The sequence below is a fragment of the Streptomyces sp. NPDC001502 genome (assembly GCF_042894785.1).
GTDB lineage: Bacteria > Actinomycetota > Actinomycetes > Streptomycetales > Streptomycetaceae > Streptomyces > Streptomyces kutzneri.
In genome coordinates, this window is sequence record NZ_JBIAVW010000015.1 from 26,872 (window position 1) to 41,936 (window position 15,065).

Here is a 15,065-nt window from a genome sequence, read left to right on the forward strand (position 1 = left end):
GTCAGCCCGCGACGAGCTTGCCGTTCTCGGCCCGGACCGGGACGGCGGGCAGCGGGGCGGAGGCCGGACCGCGCAGGACCTTGCCGGTCTTCACGTCGAAGCGGCTGCCGTGGCAGGGGCAGTTCCCCTCGCCCTCGACGATCTTGTCCAGGACGCAGCCGGCGTGTGTGCACTGCGCGCTGAAGGCCTTGTACTGGCCCTCCGCCGGGCAGCTGACGATCAGCTTGTTCTCCCGGTACAGCTTCGCGCCGCCCACCGGGACATCGGCCGCGGCGCCGAGGTCCACCGGCGCGGTGGGGGTGGCGGGGGTGCTGCCTCCGCTGTCGGTCTCGGTGGAGCAGGCCGCGAGGGTCGCTCCGGCGCCCGCGGCCCCGGCGAGCGCGGCGGCGCCCTTGAGGACGGTACGGCGGGCGGGCGACTGCGGCGCGGGCATGCGGTTCTCCTGAGGTGCGGGCACGTGGGGAAGGGGTGCGGGGGCGGGGGCGGGGCGCGGGCCGGAACCCGGCCGGGGCACCGGCCCACCCGACGATACCTCCGTCCCATGAGGTAGCTTCCCCCGCGTGATCGTCGTCGGCGGAGAAGCCCTCATCGACCTGGTGCCCGTGGCGCGGCCGCCCGGGGCGCTGCTGCCCCGGCCGGGCGGCGGACCGTACAACACCGCGCTGGCGCTCGGCCGGCTCGGCGCCGAGGTGGCCTTCTGTTCCCGGGTCTCCTCGGACGGCTTCGGGGAGAGCCTGCTGGCCGGGCTGCGGGCCGCCGGGGTGGACCTGTCGCTGGTCCAGCGCGGACCGGAGCCGACCACGCTCGCCGTGCCCTCGCTGGCCCCGGACGGTTCGGCCTCGTACGGCTTCTACGTCGAGGGCACGGCGGACCGGCTGTTCACGCTGCCGCCCGCCCTCCCGGACGGGGTACGGGCCCTCGCGCTCGGCACCTGCTCGCTGGTCCTGGAGCCGGGCGCGAGCGCGTACGAGGCCCTGCTGCGCCGGGAGTCCCGGCGCGGGGTGCTGACCCTGCTGGACCCCAACATCCGGCCGGCGCTGATCGCGGACCCGGCGGCGTACCGCGCACGCTTCCTGGAACGGCTGCTGCCGCACACGAGCGTCCTCAAGCTGTCGGAGGAGGACGCGGCCTGGCTGGGCGGCCGGGTCGGGGACTGGCTGGCGGCCGGACCGTCGGCGGTGGTGCTGACCCGGGGCGCGGCGGGCCTGACGGCCTGGACCCGCGAGGGCGGGGAGTACGCGGCGGCGGCCCGTCCGGTGTCGGTGGTGGACACGATCGGCGCGGGCGACACCGTCAACGCCGCCCTGCTGCACCGGCTCACCCTCGCGCCGGGCGACCCGGTGGACTGGCCGCAGGTCCTGGCCCACGCCGCCCACGCGGCGGCCCTGACCTGCACACGGGCGGGCGCGGAGCCGCCGTACGCGGCGGAGCTCAGCGAATAGCGGCCCAGACGGTGCGGGCCATGGCCGGGGCGAACTCCTCGACGGGCTGGACCACGTGGGCCCCGGAGAAGTGCAGGAAGAAGGCCCGCTGGAAGCAGGCGCCGAGCAGCAGGGCCGCGGCGGCCCGCGGATCGGCGTCGGGCCGCAGCCGGCCGGCGTCGAGCTCGCGCCGCAGCCGGCCGGCCAGCGCGTCCAGCACCACGTGCGGTCCGGCCCCGATCTCCTGGACGCCCTCGCGGTGGCGGGTGAGCAGCGCGGGGTCGGCGAAGAGCGAGGCGGCCAGCGGCATGGCGTCGGCGTAGAAGAGCGAGGCGTGCCGGGCGATCCCGGCGAGCGTCTCCTCGACGCCGCGCTCCCCCGGACCGGCCTGCAGGGCGGCCATGAGCGGGCCGGCGTTGGGAGTGCGTTCCATCAGCACGCGCACGAACAGCTCTTCCTTGTTCGCGAAGTACTTGTAGAGCGCGGCCTCCGAGCACCCGGCCTCCCTGGCGATGGCCTTCGTGGTGGCGCTCGCCAGCCCGACGGTGCGCATCAGCTTCTCGGCGGCGTCCAGCAGCCGCTCGGGGGTGGGGCGGCTTGACTTCGGGGTGAGCATTCACTCACCCTAGCGGAACCAGGGGTGAGTAAATACTCACCCACCTCTCGTCGCGGGGGTATGACGATGAAGATCACAGTGTTCGGGGCCACGGGCGGCGTGGGCCGCGAGGTCGTCCGGCAGGCCCTCGACGCGGGACACGAGGTGACCGCGGTCGTGCGGGACCCGTCGCGGCTTCCCGTTCCCGCCCATGAGCGGCTCCACGTGGCCACGGTGACCGATGTGACCGACGTCGAGGCGGTGCTGCCCGTGGTGAGCGGGCAGGACGCGGTGGTCTCGGCACTGGGCGCGGCGAACAACAAGCAGGCGAAGGCGAAGCCCATCGCGGGCCCGGCCCTGAGCGCGATCACCTCGGCCATGGACCGGGCGGGGGTGCGGCCGCTGTCGGCCGTGAGCGCCGCGCCCGTCGGCCCGCTGCCGGAAGGCGCGGGGATCTTCACCCGCGCCGTGGTCTTCCCGTTGCTGCACCGACTGCTGCGGGACGTCTACGCGGACCTCGCGGACATGGAGGCGGCGATGGCCGCGAGCGGGACGCGGTGGACGGTCGTCAGGCCGCCGATGCTGCGGGACAAGCCCCGCACCGGCACCTACCGGCGCGCGATCGACGCCAACGTGCCCGGCGGCCGGGCCATCCCCCGCGCGGACGTCGCGGACGCCCTCCTGGCCACCCTGACGGACCCGGCCTGCGCGGGCCACGCGGTGGGCGTCGCCTCCTGAGCGGAGCGGACGCGTGAGGGCCCGGCCATGGGCCGGACCCTCCCGTCGTGCGCGAACCCCTACGCGAACCCGTACGCGAACCGAACGCGTACGCGGCTCGGCGGCTACGCCTTGCGCGCCGCGGCCGTCCCCTTCTTGGCCGGAGCCGCCTTCTTCGCGGCGACGGCCTTGGTGGCCGTCTTCTTTGCCGGGGCCTTCTTCGCAGGGGCCTTCTTCGCCGTGGCCCGTACCGGAGACGCCGCCGCGTCCGACACCCGGTCAGCGCCCAGGATGTCCCGCAGGAACTTGCCCGTGTGGCTGGCGCCCACCGAGGCCACCGCCTCCGGCGTGCCCTCGGCCACCACCAGACCGCCGCCGTAGCCGCCCTCCGGGCCCATGTCGATGACCCAGTCCGCGGTCTTGATGACGTCCAGGTTGTGCTCGATGACGATCACCGAGTTCCCCTTGTCCACCAGCCCCGACAGCACCTTGATCAGCTTCGAGATGTCCTCGAAGTGCAGACCCGTGGTCGGCTCGTCCAGCACGTAGACCGTCCGGCCCGTGGAGCGCTTCTGGAGCTCGGAGGCCAGCTTCACGCGCTGCGCCTCACCGCCCGACAGGGTCGGCGCGGACTGGCCGAGGCGGACGTAGCCCAGCCCGACCTCGTTGAGCGTCTTGAGGTGACGCGCGATCGTCGGCACCGCCTCGAAGAAGCCCAGCGCCTCCTCGATCGGCATGTTCAGGACTTCCGCGATGGACTTGCCCTTGTAGTGGACCTCCAGCGTCTCCCGGTTGTAGCGGTCGCCGTGGCAGACCTCGCACGGGACGTAGACGTCCGGCAGGAAGTTCATCTCGATCTTGATCGTGCCGTCACCGGCGCAGTTCTCGCACCGGCCGCCCTTCACGTTGAAGGAGAAGCGGCCCGGCAGATAGCCGCGCACCTTCGCCTCCATCGTCTCCGCGAACAGCTTGCGGACATGGTCGAAGACACCGGTGTACGTGGCCGGGTTGGACCGCGGGGTGCGGCCGATCGGCGACTGGTCGACGTGCACGACCTTGTCGACGAGGTCGTCGCCGTCGACCCGCGTGTGCCGGCCCGGCACCGAGCGGGCGCCGTTCAGCTCACGCGCCAGGTGCGTGTAGAGGATGTCGTTGACCAGCGTGGACTTGCCCGAACCCGACACACCGGTCACGGCCGTCAGCACACCCAGCGGGAAGGACACGTCGATGTCCCGCAGGTTGTTCTCCTTGGCGCCGTGGACGGTCAGCTTGCGCTCCCCGTTCACGGGCCGGCGGATCTCCGGGATCTCGATGGACCTCTTGCCCGAGAGGTACTGCCCGGTCATCGACTCGGTGTTCTTCAGCAGGTCCTTCAGCGACCCGCTGTGCACCACCTTGCCGCCGTGCTCGCCCGCGCCCGGACCGATGTCCACGACCCAGTCGGCCACCTTGATGGTGTCCTCGTCGTGCTCGACCACGATGAGCGTGTTGCCCATGTCCCGCAGCCGCACCAGGGTCTCGATCAGCCGGTGGTTGTCCCGCTGGTGCAGACCGATGGACGGCTCGTCCAGCACGTAGAGCACGCCGACCAGACCGGAGCCGATCTGGGTGGCGAGCCGGATGCGCTGGGCCTCGCCGCCCGACAGCGTGCCGGCGGCCCGGTTGAGCGAGAGGTAGTCGAGACCGACGTCCACGAGGAAGCGGAGCCGCTCGTTGACCTCCTTGAGGACCCGCTCGGCGATCTTCTTGTCGCGGGCGTCGAGGCGCATCCGCCCCAGGAAGTCCGCGCACTCGCTGATCGACATGGCGGCGACCTCGGCGATGGACTTCTCCATCACCGTCACGGCGAGCACGATCGGCTTGAGGCGGGTGCCCTCACAGGTCGGGCAGGGCACCTCGCGCATGTAGCCCTCGAAGCGCTCGCGGCTGGCGTCGCTCTCCGACTCCGCGTGCCGCCGCTTGACGAAGGGCACGGCGCCCTCGAAGGCCGTCGTGTACGCCCGCTCCCGCCCGTACCGGTTGCGGTAGCGGACCTCGATCTGCGTCTTGTGCCCGTACAGCAGGGCCTTCTTCGCGCGGGCCGGCAGTCCGGCCCACGCGATGTCGGTACGGAAGCCCAGCTCCTGGGCGAGCGCGCCGATCAGCCGCTGGAAGTAGTCCTTGGTGTGGCCGAGCGACCACGGCGAGACCGCGCCCTCGTCCAGGGACTTGTCCTCGTCCGGAACGATCAGCTCCGGGTCCACCTCCATGCGGGTACCGATACCCGTGCACTCGGGACAGGCGCCGAAGGGCGAGTTGAAGGAGAAGGAGCGCGGCTCCAGCTCCTCGAAGGACAGGTCGTCGTAGGGGCAGTAGAGGTGCTCGGAGTACATCCGCTCACGCTCGGGGTCGTCCTCGGCGAGGTCGACGAAGTCCAGGATCACCATGCCGCCGGAGAGGCCGAGGGCGGTCTCCACGGAGTCGGTGAGCCGGCGCTTGGCGCTCTCCTTGACGGTGAGGCGGTCGATGACCACCTCGATGGTGTGCTTCTCCTGCTTCTTCAGCGTGGGCGGCTCGGAGAGCTGGATGGTCTCCCCGTCCACCCGCGCCCGGCTGTAGCCCTTGGTCTGGAGATCGGAGAAGAGGTCGACGAACTCGCCCTTGCGCTCGCGCACCAGTGGCGAGAGCACCTGGAAGCGGCTGCCCTCGGGGAGCGCGAGCACCTTGTCGACGATCGCCTGCGGCGACTGGCGCGAGATGGGACGGCGGCACTCGGGGCAGTGCGGCTTGCCGATGCGGGCGAAGAGGAGGCGGAGGTAGTCGTAGACCTCGGTGATGGTGCCCACGGTCGAGCGCGGGTTGCGCGAGGTCGACTTCTGGTCGATCGAGACGGCCGGGGAGAGACCCTCGATGAAGTCGACGTCGGGCTTGTCCATCTGCCCGAGGAACTGGCGGGCGTACGACGAGAGCGACTCGACGTAGCGGCGCTGGCCCTCGGCGAAGATCGTGTCGAAGGCCAGGGAGGACTTGCCCGACCCGGAGAGTCCGGTGAAGACGATGAGTGAGTCGCGGGGCAGGTCGAGCGAGACGTTCTTCAGGTTGTGCTCGCGAGCGCCACGAACGATGAGACGGTCGGTCACGCCGGTCCGCACCTTTCTTGAGAGAGCGGGGGCACGGGCCCCCGTCCCAGGGTATGGGGGGCGCCTCTGCGATGGACTGGGTCCTTGGACTTCCGAGCGTATAGCACGCACATTCGATTTACGGCACTCCGCAGACCGCTTCACCCAATCGTGTGGCCGTGCCCGGTGAGCCACTAGGCTCGCCGTCATGACTGATCATGTGCACGACCTGCGATCTGTACGTGAAGCCACGGACCGGCTGCTGACCGCTGTCGCGAAACTGGACAACGCAGCCCTCGCCGAGGAGTCACACCTCCCGGGCTGGACCCGCGGCCACATCCTGGCCCACCTCGCACGCAACGCGGACGCGCTCGTCAACGTCTTCGAGGGACGCCCGATGTACGAGAGCGCCGCCGCCCGCGACGCGGACATCGAGCGCGACGCCGGCCGGCCCCTGGAAGAACACCTGACGGACCTCCGTGATTCCGCGGCCCGCTTCATGGCCACCACCGAGCCCGACCAGGACTGGACGCGCACGGTCGAGCTGCGCAACGGCATCACCGACCTCGCCGCCAACGTGCCCTTCCGGCGCTGGGTCGAGGCCGATCTGCACCACGTCGACCTGAACATCGGCTACGAGCTCACCGACCTCCCGGACGAGTTCACCGAGCGCGAGATCGTCTTCCTCGCCGACCGCTGGTCCGGGCGCCCCGAGGTGCCGCCGGTGGCCCTCGTCGCCACCGACGGCCGGAGCTGGCGCACCGGCTCCGCCGGGGATCCGGCCGTGACCGTGTCCGGCACCGCCGCGGGGCTGCTGGCCTGGCTGGCCGGCCGCGGCGACAAGGGCGCCTCCCTGACCACCTCGGGCGGCCCCCTCCCCGGGCTCCCCCCGCTCTAGGATCAAGGCATGACGTACACCGGAGAGGTCAAGGTCGGCGGTCCCGCCGACGTGCACGAACTTGCGGACCTGATGATTTCCAAGGTCGCGGTGGGCCCGATGAACAACAACGCCTACCTGCTGCGCTGCCGCGCCACCGACGAGCAGCTGCTCATCGACGCGGCCGCCGAGGCGGGCACCCTGCTCAGCCTGATCGGCGACGACGGCATCACGTCCGTGGTCACCACGCACCGGCACGGCGACCACTGGGGCGCGCTCGCCGAGGTCGTCGCGGCGACCGGCGCGCGCACCCTCGCGGGCGCGCTCGACGCCGAGGGCATCCCGGTGGCGACGGACGTGCCGGTCGCCGACGGGGACACGATCACGGTCGGACGGGTCACCCTGACCGCCCGCCACCTGGTCGGACACACCCCCGGCTCGATCGCGCTGGTCTACGACGACCCGCACGGCCACCCGCACGTGTTCACCGGCGACTGCCTCTTCCCGGGCGGCGTCGGCAACACCCAGGGCGACCCGAAGGCCTTCGCCAGCCTGATCGACGACGTGCAGCACAAGATCTTCGGGCAGCTGCCGGACGAGACCTGGGTCTACCCGGGCCACGGCAACGACACCACCCTCGGCGCCGAACGTCCGCACCTCGCCGAATGGCGCGAGCGCGGCTGGTAGGCACCGCAACGCGTCAACTTCCGGGCGCGACGCACTCCTTCCGGTCGCTTACGGCCGAACCCACGTCCTGAGGGGCGGGGAACGGGTATCTGGTGCGGCATGCCACACGACCCGTCCCCGCCCCTGGCCTCCTCCGCCCCCGAGGCCTCCCCCGGCGCTTCCCCCGCCCCTTTCCCCGCCCCCTCCTGCGCCACGCCGCCCGAGACCCCGCCCGCCGAAGCCGACGGCCCCGCCGGGCCCGGCATGCTGCGGCTGGCCACGGCCTCGCTCGCCGGGACCGCGATCGAGTTCTACGACTTCTTCGTGTACGGGACGGCCGCAGCCCTCGTGCTCGGCCCGCTCTTCTTCCCCTCCTTCTCCCCGCTCGCCGGAACCCTCGCCGCCTTCGGCACCTTCGGCGTCGGCTTCCTGGCCCGCCCGCTCGGTTCGGCGGTCTTCGGCCACATCGGCGACCGCTACGGCAGGCGCCCGGTGCTGCTCGCCTCCCTGCTGCTCACCGGCCTCGCCACCGTGGCCGTCGGCTGCGTGCCCTCGTACGGCTCGATCGGCATGGCCGCGCCCCTACTCCTGCTCCTGCTGCGCTTCCTGCAGGGCCTCGGGCTGGGCGGGGAGTGGGGCGGCGCCGTACTGCTGACCGCCGAGCACGCCCCCGAGCGGCGGCGCGGACTGTGGTCGAGCTTCCCGCAGATGGGCCCGGCGGTGGGCTTCCTGCTCGCCAACGGCCTGATGCTGGGGCTGTCCGCGTCGCTGACCGATGCCCAGTTCACCGCCTGGGGGTGGCGGGTGCCGTTCTGGGCGGCCGGGGTGCTGGCGCTGGCCGGTCTGTGGCTGCGCCGCTCGGTGGAGGAGACCCCGCAGTTCCGGGCGCTCGCCGCGACGGACCGGCGGGCCGAGGCCCCGCTGGCCGAGGTGTTCCGGGGCCACTGGCGGCTGCTCCTGCTGACCGGCGGGGCGCTCGCCGTCGGGTACGCCGTCTTCTACGCGGTCACCACCTGGTCCCTCGCGTACGCCGCCGAGCACCTCTCGGTGAGCCGCACGGCGATGCTGGCCTGCATCATGATCTCGGTCGCGATCAAGGGAATGGTGACCCCGCTGATCGCGATGCTCGGCGACCGCTACGGGCGGCGGCCGCTGTGCCTGATCGGGTGCGCGATCTGCGCGGTGTGGATGTTCCCGCTGGTGGCGCTGTTGCGGACGGCCGATCCGCTGCTGATGACGATCGGCTTCACCGGGGCGCTGCTGGGCATGGTGACGATGTTCTCGGTGGTGGCCGCGTACCTGCCCGAGCTGTACGCGCCGCGGATCCGCTGCACGGGCGCGGCCGTCGGCTACAACCTGGGCGGTGTGCTGGGCGGGGCGCTGACCCCGATCGTGGCGACGGCGCTGGCGGACGGTTCCGGTCCGCCGTGGGGTGTCGCGCTGTACCTGACCGGGATCGCCCTGGTCAGCCTGGTCTGCTTCGCGCTGCTGCCGGAGACCGTTGCGGCGGTCGTGTCGAAGCGGGCGGCCGCGGGCCGGGCGACGGAAACGGGGGCGGCCGAAGCGGCCGCCCCCGTGTAGATCCTTCGATCCGGATCCTTCGATCCGGTTACGCGTCGATGTTCTCCGGGCGGGCGGCGGCCTCGGCCGCCGCCTGCTTCTTCGAGGCCATCAGGCTGGTGATCGTGGTGATGACCAGGACACCGCAGATGACGCCGAGGGAGACCGGGATCGAGATCACCGGGACGTGGACGCCGTTCTCGTGCAGGGCGTGGAGCACCAGCTTGACGCCGATGAAGCCCAGGATGATCGACAGGCCGTAGCTGAGGTGGACCAGCTTCTTCAGCAGACCGCCGATGAGGAAGTACAGCTGGCGCAGACCCATCAGCGCGAAGGCGTTGGCCGTGAAGACGATGTACGGGTCCTGGGTGAGGCCGAAGATCGCGGGGATGGAGTCCAGGGCGAACAGCACGTCGGTGGTGCCGATGGCGAGCATGACGACCATCAGCGGGGTCAGCACGCGCTTGCCGTTGTCGACGATGAAGAGCTTGGTGCCGTGGTAGCGGTCCGCGACGCCGAACTTCTTCTCGACGGACTTCAGGAGACGGTTCTCCTCGAACTCCTCGTCGTCCTCGTCCTTGCGGGCCTCCTGGATCAGCTTCCACGCGGTGTAGATCAGGAACGCGCCGAAGATGTAGAAGACCCAGGAGAAGCTGGCGATGATCGCGGCGCCGGCGGCGATGAAGACCGCGCGCAGGACCAGGGCGATCAGTACGCCGATGAGCAGCACGCGCTGCTGGAGGTGGGACGGCACCGCGAACTTCGCCATGATCAGGACGAAGACGAAGAGGTTGTCGACGCTCAGCGACTTCTCGGTGATGAAGCCCGCGAAGAACTCCTGTGACGCCTGGGGGTTGCCGAAGAACCACAGGCCGAGGCCGAAGAGTCCGGCGAGGACGATCCAGACGACCGTCCAGGTGCCGGCTTCCTTGATCGACACATCGTGCGGTTTGCGGCCGATGAAGAAATCGGCACCGATGAGGAGGGACAGACCGAGAATGGTCGCAGCCCAAAGGGCCCAGGAAACTTCCATGGTGAACACGCCTCCGGCGGATGGCTCAGCACTTCGTCAGCGTCATCGCTGCCGGAGGTCTCTTCCACCCGGGCGGCCTGGAGGCCGTGGGCCGACGCCCCGGGACCGACTGCGTGCATCAAAACCGCAGTGGTCCGTATTGACGGGTACGCCGTAGCAGGAAAGCAGGAATACTCCCCTCCGCACGGACGAGCTTACCCGCCGAAGGCGGTAAAGGTAAAGGGAAGACCAAAGAATGGTCACGGACGGGTAGTGCGCCGGGCCTCCGCCACCCGGTCCAGTGCCTGGTCGAGGACCCTGCTCCCCTGCGGGGGCAGGTCCGGTTCGAAGGTCCAGGCGTGATGGACCCAGGGGTCCGCGAGGTGGTTGTCGGGCACCGGCGAGAGCCGCATCAGGGAGCGCCACAGCGGGTCGAGCAGCGGCCCGTAGGCCGAGGCCTCGTCGCGGTCGGCGACCATCAGCAGGTGTACGCCGACCGCCGCGCCCTCGTCGGCGAGATAGCGCACCTGGGTGACGGCGCGGTCGTCGAAGCCGTGCGGGAAGTCGTGCACGATCAGCAGCTGGTCGGCCGTGTCCACGTCCGGCGGCAGGTCCTCGGGGGCACCGGCCCGCAGCGCCATCTGTACGAGGTCCACCCGCCGGGTCAGCCGTGCCAGGGTCTGGGTGACCCCGGTGGCCCCGGCGGCGGGCGGGCCGGCCAGCACCCCGGCGCGTACGAGCGGCGCCAGGGAGGCGGATCCGGCCCCGGCCGCGTCGATGACGTGCACGGAGAACCGGTCGGCGGGGTGGGCGGCGAGCAGCCGGACCGCCAGGGCGACGGCCATGTCCATGGCGGCGCGGCGCAGCCGGTCGGTGTCCATGGTCATCGCGGCCTCGGAGCCGGTGCGGCCGTTGTCGATCCAGAGTCCGCGCTCCAGCGGGACCCGGCTCAGCATGGGGATGCGCAGGTCGGGCCGCTCGGGCAGGTGCAGGTCCCCCAGGCGCAGGGCCAGCGGGTTCTCCTCGGGCGTGCGGTGACCGTGCCAGACGGGGTTGTCCCAGCGGGCGTACGCGGCCGGCAGCGCGGGCTCGACCACCTCCGACTCGGCGATCAGCTGGGCCAGGTCCCGGTCGAGGACGGCCTGGGCCTGGGCGACGAGTTCCTCGCGGCGGGCCCGCGCGGTGTCGCGGGCGGCGTTCCCGGAGCCGCCGAGGCGGTGGCGCGGGTCGGACAGGGCCTCGTCGAGCTCGCGGTCCATGCGGGAGTCGGCGAACTCGACGGCACTGCGGTAGGCGGCGACCGTGCGGGCCAGGTCCTCGAACATCCCCCAGACCTGGTTGTAGAGCCGCTCCTCCATGGACCAGCCGCTGGCGTCCCCGGCGACGGGCCGCGGGTGCTGTCCGGGTTCCTGCGGCGCGGCGGCCCTCGGCGCGGGCTCGGGGGGCTCGGTGCTGGTGCGGCGGCGCCGCGGGTGGGCGTAGCTGATGGTGGGCGGGGAGCCCGCACTGTCGCCACCGGGCGCGGGGCCGGGCGTACCGGTGTACGGGTGCCCGGAGACGGGGACCGGGTCCGGCGGTTCGGGGGCGGGCGCGGGGGCCTGCGGGGTCTGCGGGGCGCGCAGGTCGCCGACGAGGGTCGGCATGGTCGCGAGGGTGGCGTCGGCCCCCGCGGTACGGGAGGTCGTGCCGAGCGCGGCGGCGGCCAGCTTTGCGGCGGCAGGTGCGGGCAGCCCGCCGTCGGCGAGCAGGGCGCCGAGGCCGTCGGCGTAGCCCTGGCCCACGGCGCGGACCTTCCAGGTGCCCTGGCGCCGGTACAGCTCCAGGGCGACGACGGCCGTCTCGGCGTCGAGCCCCGTCAGGGTGTAACCGGCGAGCTCGGCGCCTCCCGGGTCGGCCACGGCCACGTAGGAGGCCGGTACCGCACCGAAGCGGACCGGGCCGCCGGGCGGGAGGACGAGCAGCACACCGAGCCGGTGGACGTCCGCCGCGACCTCGTCGAGGTCGACGGTGAAGGTGTGCCGCTCGGCGAGCTCGCCTGGCGACTCGATGCCGGGGAGGGACCTGGCGCCCGGGTGGGCGAGGATCCCGTTGCCGGCGAACCGGCCCTGTTCGTCGGCGAGCGAGGCCAGGGTGAGCACGGGCGTGCCCGCCGAAACCCTGATCTCCACCCGGCTCTGGGACACGGGGTGGTTCTGCCCCCGGACCAGTTCGGCCGTCATCGTGCAGCCCCTCCCCCGTGCCTTCTTCTCTTGTCCGGTACTGCTACAGGTGCGGCAGGATCGCCGGCATGAGGTCCTGGAAGGTGCGGCCGTTGGCCGGGTTCCCGAGGGCCGTCATCTGCCAGCCGGCGCCCGCGCGGGACACCTTGGCCATGATCTGCGCGGTGTACTGACCGCCGCCGTCGAGGGTGTAGCGGGCCAGCTCCTGGCCGTTGGTCTCGTCGACGATGCGGCAGAACGCGTTCTGCACTTCCTGGAACGTCTGGCCGGTGAAGGAGTTCACCGTGAAGACGATCTGGTCGATGTGCACCGGCACGCGCTGGAGGTCGACGAGGATCGCCTCGTCGTCCCCGCCCTGGCCGACGCCACCGACGAGGTTGTCACCGGTGTGGCGCACCGAGCCGTCGTCGCTCTGCAGGTGCCGGAAGAAGACCACGTCGACGGGCTGCTTGTCGGCGAAGAGCACCGCCGAGGCGTCGAGGTCGATCTCCCGGGTCCGCGAGCCGAACAGTCCGCGGCGCTTCGCCGCCTGCCAGCCGAGGCCCATACGGACCGCGGTCAGCGTGCCTCCGTCCGCCTTCTGCAGACTGATGGCCTGACCCTTGGTCATGTTGACCGTCACGTACTGTCCCCTCTCCCTGGCCCGCCCCATGACGGGGCGTGCAGCATGTACCTGCGGCTGAGACCCAACCCTACTGACCGGCTCCCGGTCAGGCGAGGCCCGCTTCCTTCATCTGCCGCAACTCCTTCTTCAGCTCGCCCACCTCGTCCCGGATCCGGGCCGCGACCTCGAACTGGAGCTCGGCGGCCGCTCCGCGCATGCGCTCGGTCATCTGCTCGATGAGCGCGGCCAGTTCGGCTGCGGGCCGGTCGGTGAGCACCTCGGCACCCACCGCCCCCTTCGCACCCTTCGCGCCCTTTCCGCCGGTCTTGCCCACGGCTGCCCGGCCGCCGAGCGCCGGGACCGGGGCCTTGGCGCCCTTGCCGTCCTTCGCCTGCCGGTATCCGGTGCCGAGGAGCTCCTCGGTGTCCAGTTCCTCGCGGGCGATGGTGGCGACGATGTCGTTGATCTTCTTGCGCAGCGGCTGCGGGTCGATCCCGTTCGCCGTGTTGTAGGCGATCTGCTTCTCGCGGCGCCGGTTGGTCTCGTCGATGGCCTTCTCCATCGCCGGGGTCATCTTGTCCGCGTACATGTGGACCTGGCCGGACACGTTGCGCGCGGCGCGGCCGATGGTCTGGATCAGGGAGGTCCCGGAGCGCAGGAAGCCCTCCTTGTCGGCGTCGAGGATCGCCACCAGGGACACCTCGGGCAGGTCGAGGCCCTCGCGGAGCAGGTTGATGCCGACCAGGACGTCGTACTCACCGGCCCGCAGCTCGCGCAGCAGCTCGATGCGGCGCAGGGTGTCCACGTCGCTGTGCAGGTACCGCACCTGGATGCCGAGCTCCAGGAAGTAGTCCGTGAGGTCCTCGGCCATCTTCTTGGTGAGGGTGGTGACGAGGATCCGCTCGTCCTTCTCGACCCGCTGCCGGATCTCGTGGACCAGGTCGTCGATCTGCCCCTCGGTGGGCTTGACCACGACCTCGGGGTCGATGAGGCCGGTGGGGCGGATGATCTGTTCGACGAAGCCGTCGCCGCGGGAGAGCTCGTACTTTCCGGGGGTCGCCGACAGGTAGACGGTCTGGCCGATGCGCTCCTGGAACTCCTCCCACTTCAGCGGCCGGTTGTCCAGGGCGGACGGCAGCCGGAACCCGTGGTCGACCAGGGTGCGCTTGCGGGAGGCGTCGCCCTCGTACATGGCGCCGATCTGCGGCACGGTGACGTGCGACTCGTCGATGACCAGGAGGAAGTCCTCCGGGAAGTAGTCGATGAGGGTGTTGGGCGCGGAGCCGCGCTCGCGGTCGTCCATGTGCAGCGAGTAGTTCTCGATGCCGGAGCAGGACCCGATCTGGCGCATCATCTCCAGGTCGTACGTGGTGCGCATGCGCAGCCGCTGCGCCTCCAGCATCTTGCCCTGCTTCTCCAGCTCGGCGAGGCGCTCGGCCAGCTCCGCCTCGATGCCGCGGACCGCCTTCTCCATGCGCTCGGGGCCGGCGACGTAGTGGCTGGCGGGGAAGACGTACAGCTCGCGGTCCTCGCTGATGACCTCGCCGGTCAGCGGGTGCAGGGTGGAGAGGGCCTCGATCTCGTCGCCGAACATTTCGATGCGGACGGCCAGTTCCTCGTAGACCGGGAAGATCTCGATCGTGTCCCCGCGCACCCGGAAGGTGCCGCGGGTGAAGGCGACGTCGTTGCGCGTGTACTGGATGTCCACGAAGCGGCGCAGCAGCTGGTCCCGGTCCGTCTCCTCGCCCACCTTGAGGGAGACCATCCGGTCGACGTACTCCTGCGGGGTACCGAGGCCGTAGATGCAGGACACGGAGGCGACGACGATCACGTCGCGCCGGGTCAGCAGCGAGTTGGTGGCGGAGTGGCGCAGCCGCTCCACCTCCTCGTTGATCGAGGAGTCCTTCTCGATGTACGTGTCCGACTGCGGTACGTAGGCCTCGGGCTGGTAGTAGTCGTAGTACGAGACGAAGTACTCGACGGCGTTGTTCGGCAGGAGCTCGCGGAACTCGTTCGCCAGCTGGGCGGCGAGCGTCTTGTTCGGCGCCATGACCAGGGTGGGGCGCTGGAGCTTCTCGATCATCCAGGCGGTCGTCGCCGACTTGCCGGTGCCGGTCGCACCCAGCAGGACGACATCCTTCTCACCTGCACGGATGCGCTTCTCCAGCTCGGCGATGGCCGCCGGCTGGTCGCCGCTGGGCTGGTAGGGGCTGACGACCTCGAAAGGCGCCACCGTGCGTTCGATCTTCGATACGGGCCGCATGGGTCAACCGTACGACCCCCCACTGACACTCAC

The 15,065-nt window shown here is 71.3% G+C and carries 12 protein-coding genes; 5 read left to right on the forward strand and 7 right to left on the reverse strand.

The window, feature by feature from the left end; all coding sequences use genetic code 11:
- Position 1: 1 nt before the first annotated feature.
- Positions 2-433 (reverse strand): Rieske (2Fe-2S) protein, encoded by a 432-nt coding sequence (locus tag ACFY0D_RS24915; protein ID WP_390800272.1) that lies wholly within the window; start codon positions 431-433, stop codon positions 2-4.
- Between the two features lie 127 nt (positions 434-560).
- Between ACFY0D_RS24915 and ACFY0D_RS24920 the strand changes: the two genes are divergently transcribed.
- Positions 561-1,442: a carbohydrate kinase gene (locus tag ACFY0D_RS24920; protein WP_390800273.1), complete on the forward strand. Its 882-nt coding sequence runs from the start codon at positions 561-563 to the stop codon at positions 1,440-1,442.
- Here the strand turns inward: ACFY0D_RS24920 and ACFY0D_RS24925 are convergent.
- Positions 1,432-2,037 (reverse strand): TetR/AcrR family transcriptional regulator, encoded by a 606-nt coding sequence (locus ACFY0D_RS24925; protein WP_390800274.1) that lies wholly within the window; start codon positions 2,035-2,037, stop codon positions 1,432-1,434. The two genes, ACFY0D_RS24920 and ACFY0D_RS24925, sit on opposite strands and share 11 nt — an antisense overlap.
- A 66-nt stretch (positions 2,038-2,103) precedes the next feature.
- Between ACFY0D_RS24925 and ACFY0D_RS24930 the strand changes: the two genes are divergently transcribed.
- The gene (locus tag ACFY0D_RS24930; protein ID WP_390800275.1) at positions 2,104-2,754 is read left to right on the forward strand and encodes an NAD(P)-dependent oxidoreductase; all 651 of its coding nucleotides are present in this window, start codon (positions 2,104-2,106) and stop codon (positions 2,752-2,754) included.
- Between the two features lie 104 nt (positions 2,755-2,858).
- Here the strand turns inward: ACFY0D_RS24930 and uvrA are convergent, their stop codons facing one another.
- The gene (gene uvrA, locus ACFY0D_RS24935) at positions 2,859-5,852 is read right to left on the reverse strand and encodes an excinuclease ABC subunit UvrA (protein ID WP_390800276.1); all 2,994 of its coding nucleotides are present in this window, start codon (positions 5,850-5,852) and stop codon (positions 2,859-2,861) included.
- 187 nt (positions 5,853-6,039) lie between these two features.
- Between uvrA and ACFY0D_RS24940 the strand changes: the two genes are divergently transcribed.
- The 3 genes from ACFY0D_RS24940 (at position 6,040) to ACFY0D_RS24950 (ending at position 8,955) form a co-directional block, all read left to right on the forward strand.
- Positions 6,040-6,729: a maleylpyruvate isomerase family mycothiol-dependent enzyme gene (locus tag ACFY0D_RS24940; protein WP_390800277.1), complete on the forward strand. Its 690-nt coding sequence runs from the start codon at positions 6,040-6,042 to the stop codon at positions 6,727-6,729.
- 9 nt (positions 6,730-6,738) lie between these two features.
- Complete coding sequence (locus tag ACFY0D_RS24945; RefSeq protein ID WP_390800278.1) at positions 6,739-7,395, forward strand: MBL fold metallo-hydrolase; 657 nt, start codon at positions 6,739-6,741, stop codon at positions 7,393-7,395.
- Positions 7,396-7,638: 243 nt separating this feature from the next.
- Entirely contained in the window at positions 7,639-8,955 is a 1,317-nt protein-coding gene (locus ACFY0D_RS24950) for an MFS transporter (protein ID WP_390800397.1), read from the forward strand.
- A 28-nt stretch (positions 8,956-8,983) separates the two neighbouring features.
- On the opposite strand, the gene ACFY0D_RS24955 is transcribed toward ACFY0D_RS24950, so the two are convergent.
- The 4 genes from ACFY0D_RS24955 to uvrB all read right to left on the reverse strand — a co-directional run bounded on the left by ACFY0D_RS24955 (position 8,984) and on the right by uvrB (position 15,032).
- Positions 8,984-9,967: a TerC family protein gene (locus ACFY0D_RS24955; protein ID WP_390800279.1), complete on the reverse strand. Its 984-nt coding sequence runs from the start codon at positions 9,965-9,967 to the stop codon at positions 8,984-8,986.
- Between the two features lie 239 nt (positions 9,968-10,206).
- On the reverse strand, positions 10,207-12,165 hold the full coding sequence (locus ACFY0D_RS24960) for a TerD family protein (RefSeq protein ID WP_390800280.1): 1,959 nt from the start codon (positions 12,163-12,165) through the stop codon (positions 10,207-10,209).
- A 43-nt stretch (positions 12,166-12,208) separates the two neighbouring features.
- On the reverse strand, positions 12,209-12,787 hold the full coding sequence (locus ACFY0D_RS24965) for a TerD family protein (protein ID WP_030762430.1): 579 nt from the start codon (positions 12,785-12,787) through the stop codon (positions 12,209-12,211).
- An 88-nt stretch (positions 12,788-12,875) separates the two neighbouring features.
- Entirely contained in the window at positions 12,876-15,032 is a 2,157-nt protein-coding gene (uvrB, locus tag ACFY0D_RS24970) for an excinuclease ABC subunit UvrB (RefSeq protein ID WP_390800281.1), read from the reverse strand.
- Between the last annotated feature and the right edge of the window lie 33 nt (positions 15,033-15,065).

What these genes read in the sequence shown, in the direction of transcription:
- ACFY0D_RS24925 (WP_390800274.1), bottom strand. Translation starts at nt 2,037, where the DNA reads ATGCTCACCCCGAAGTCAAGCCGCCCCACCCCCGAGCGGCTGCTGGAC.
- ACFY0D_RS24930 (WP_390800275.1), top strand. Translation starts at nt 2,104, where the DNA reads ATGAAGATCACAGTGTTCGGGGCCACGGGCGGCGTGGGCCGCGAGGTC.
- ACFY0D_RS24915 (WP_390800272.1), bottom strand. Translation starts at nt 433, where the DNA reads ATGCCCGCGCCGCAGTCGCCCGCCCGCCGTACCGTCCTCAAGGGCGCC.
- ACFY0D_RS24940 (WP_390800277.1), top strand. Translation starts at nt 6,040, where the DNA reads ATGACTGATCATGTGCACGACCTGCGATCTGTACGTGAAGCCACGGAC.
- ACFY0D_RS24955 (WP_390800279.1), bottom strand. Translation starts at nt 9,967, where the DNA reads ATGGAAGTTTCCTGGGCCCTTTGGGCTGCGACCATTCTCGGTCTGTCC.
- uvrB (WP_390800281.1), bottom strand. Translation starts at nt 15,032, where the DNA reads ATGCGGCCCGTATCGAAGATCGAACGCACGGTGGCGCCTTTCGAGGTC.
- ACFY0D_RS24960 (WP_390800280.1), bottom strand. Translation starts at nt 12,165, where the DNA reads ATGACGGCCGAACTGGTCCGGGGGCAGAACCACCCCGTGTCCCAGAGC.
- ACFY0D_RS24945 (WP_390800278.1), top strand. Translation starts at nt 6,739, where the DNA reads ATGACGTACACCGGAGAGGTCAAGGTCGGCGGTCCCGCCGACGTGCAC.
- ACFY0D_RS24950 (WP_390800397.1), top strand. Translation starts at nt 7,639, where the DNA reads ATGCTGCGGCTGGCCACGGCCTCGCTCGCCGGGACCGCGATCGAGTTC.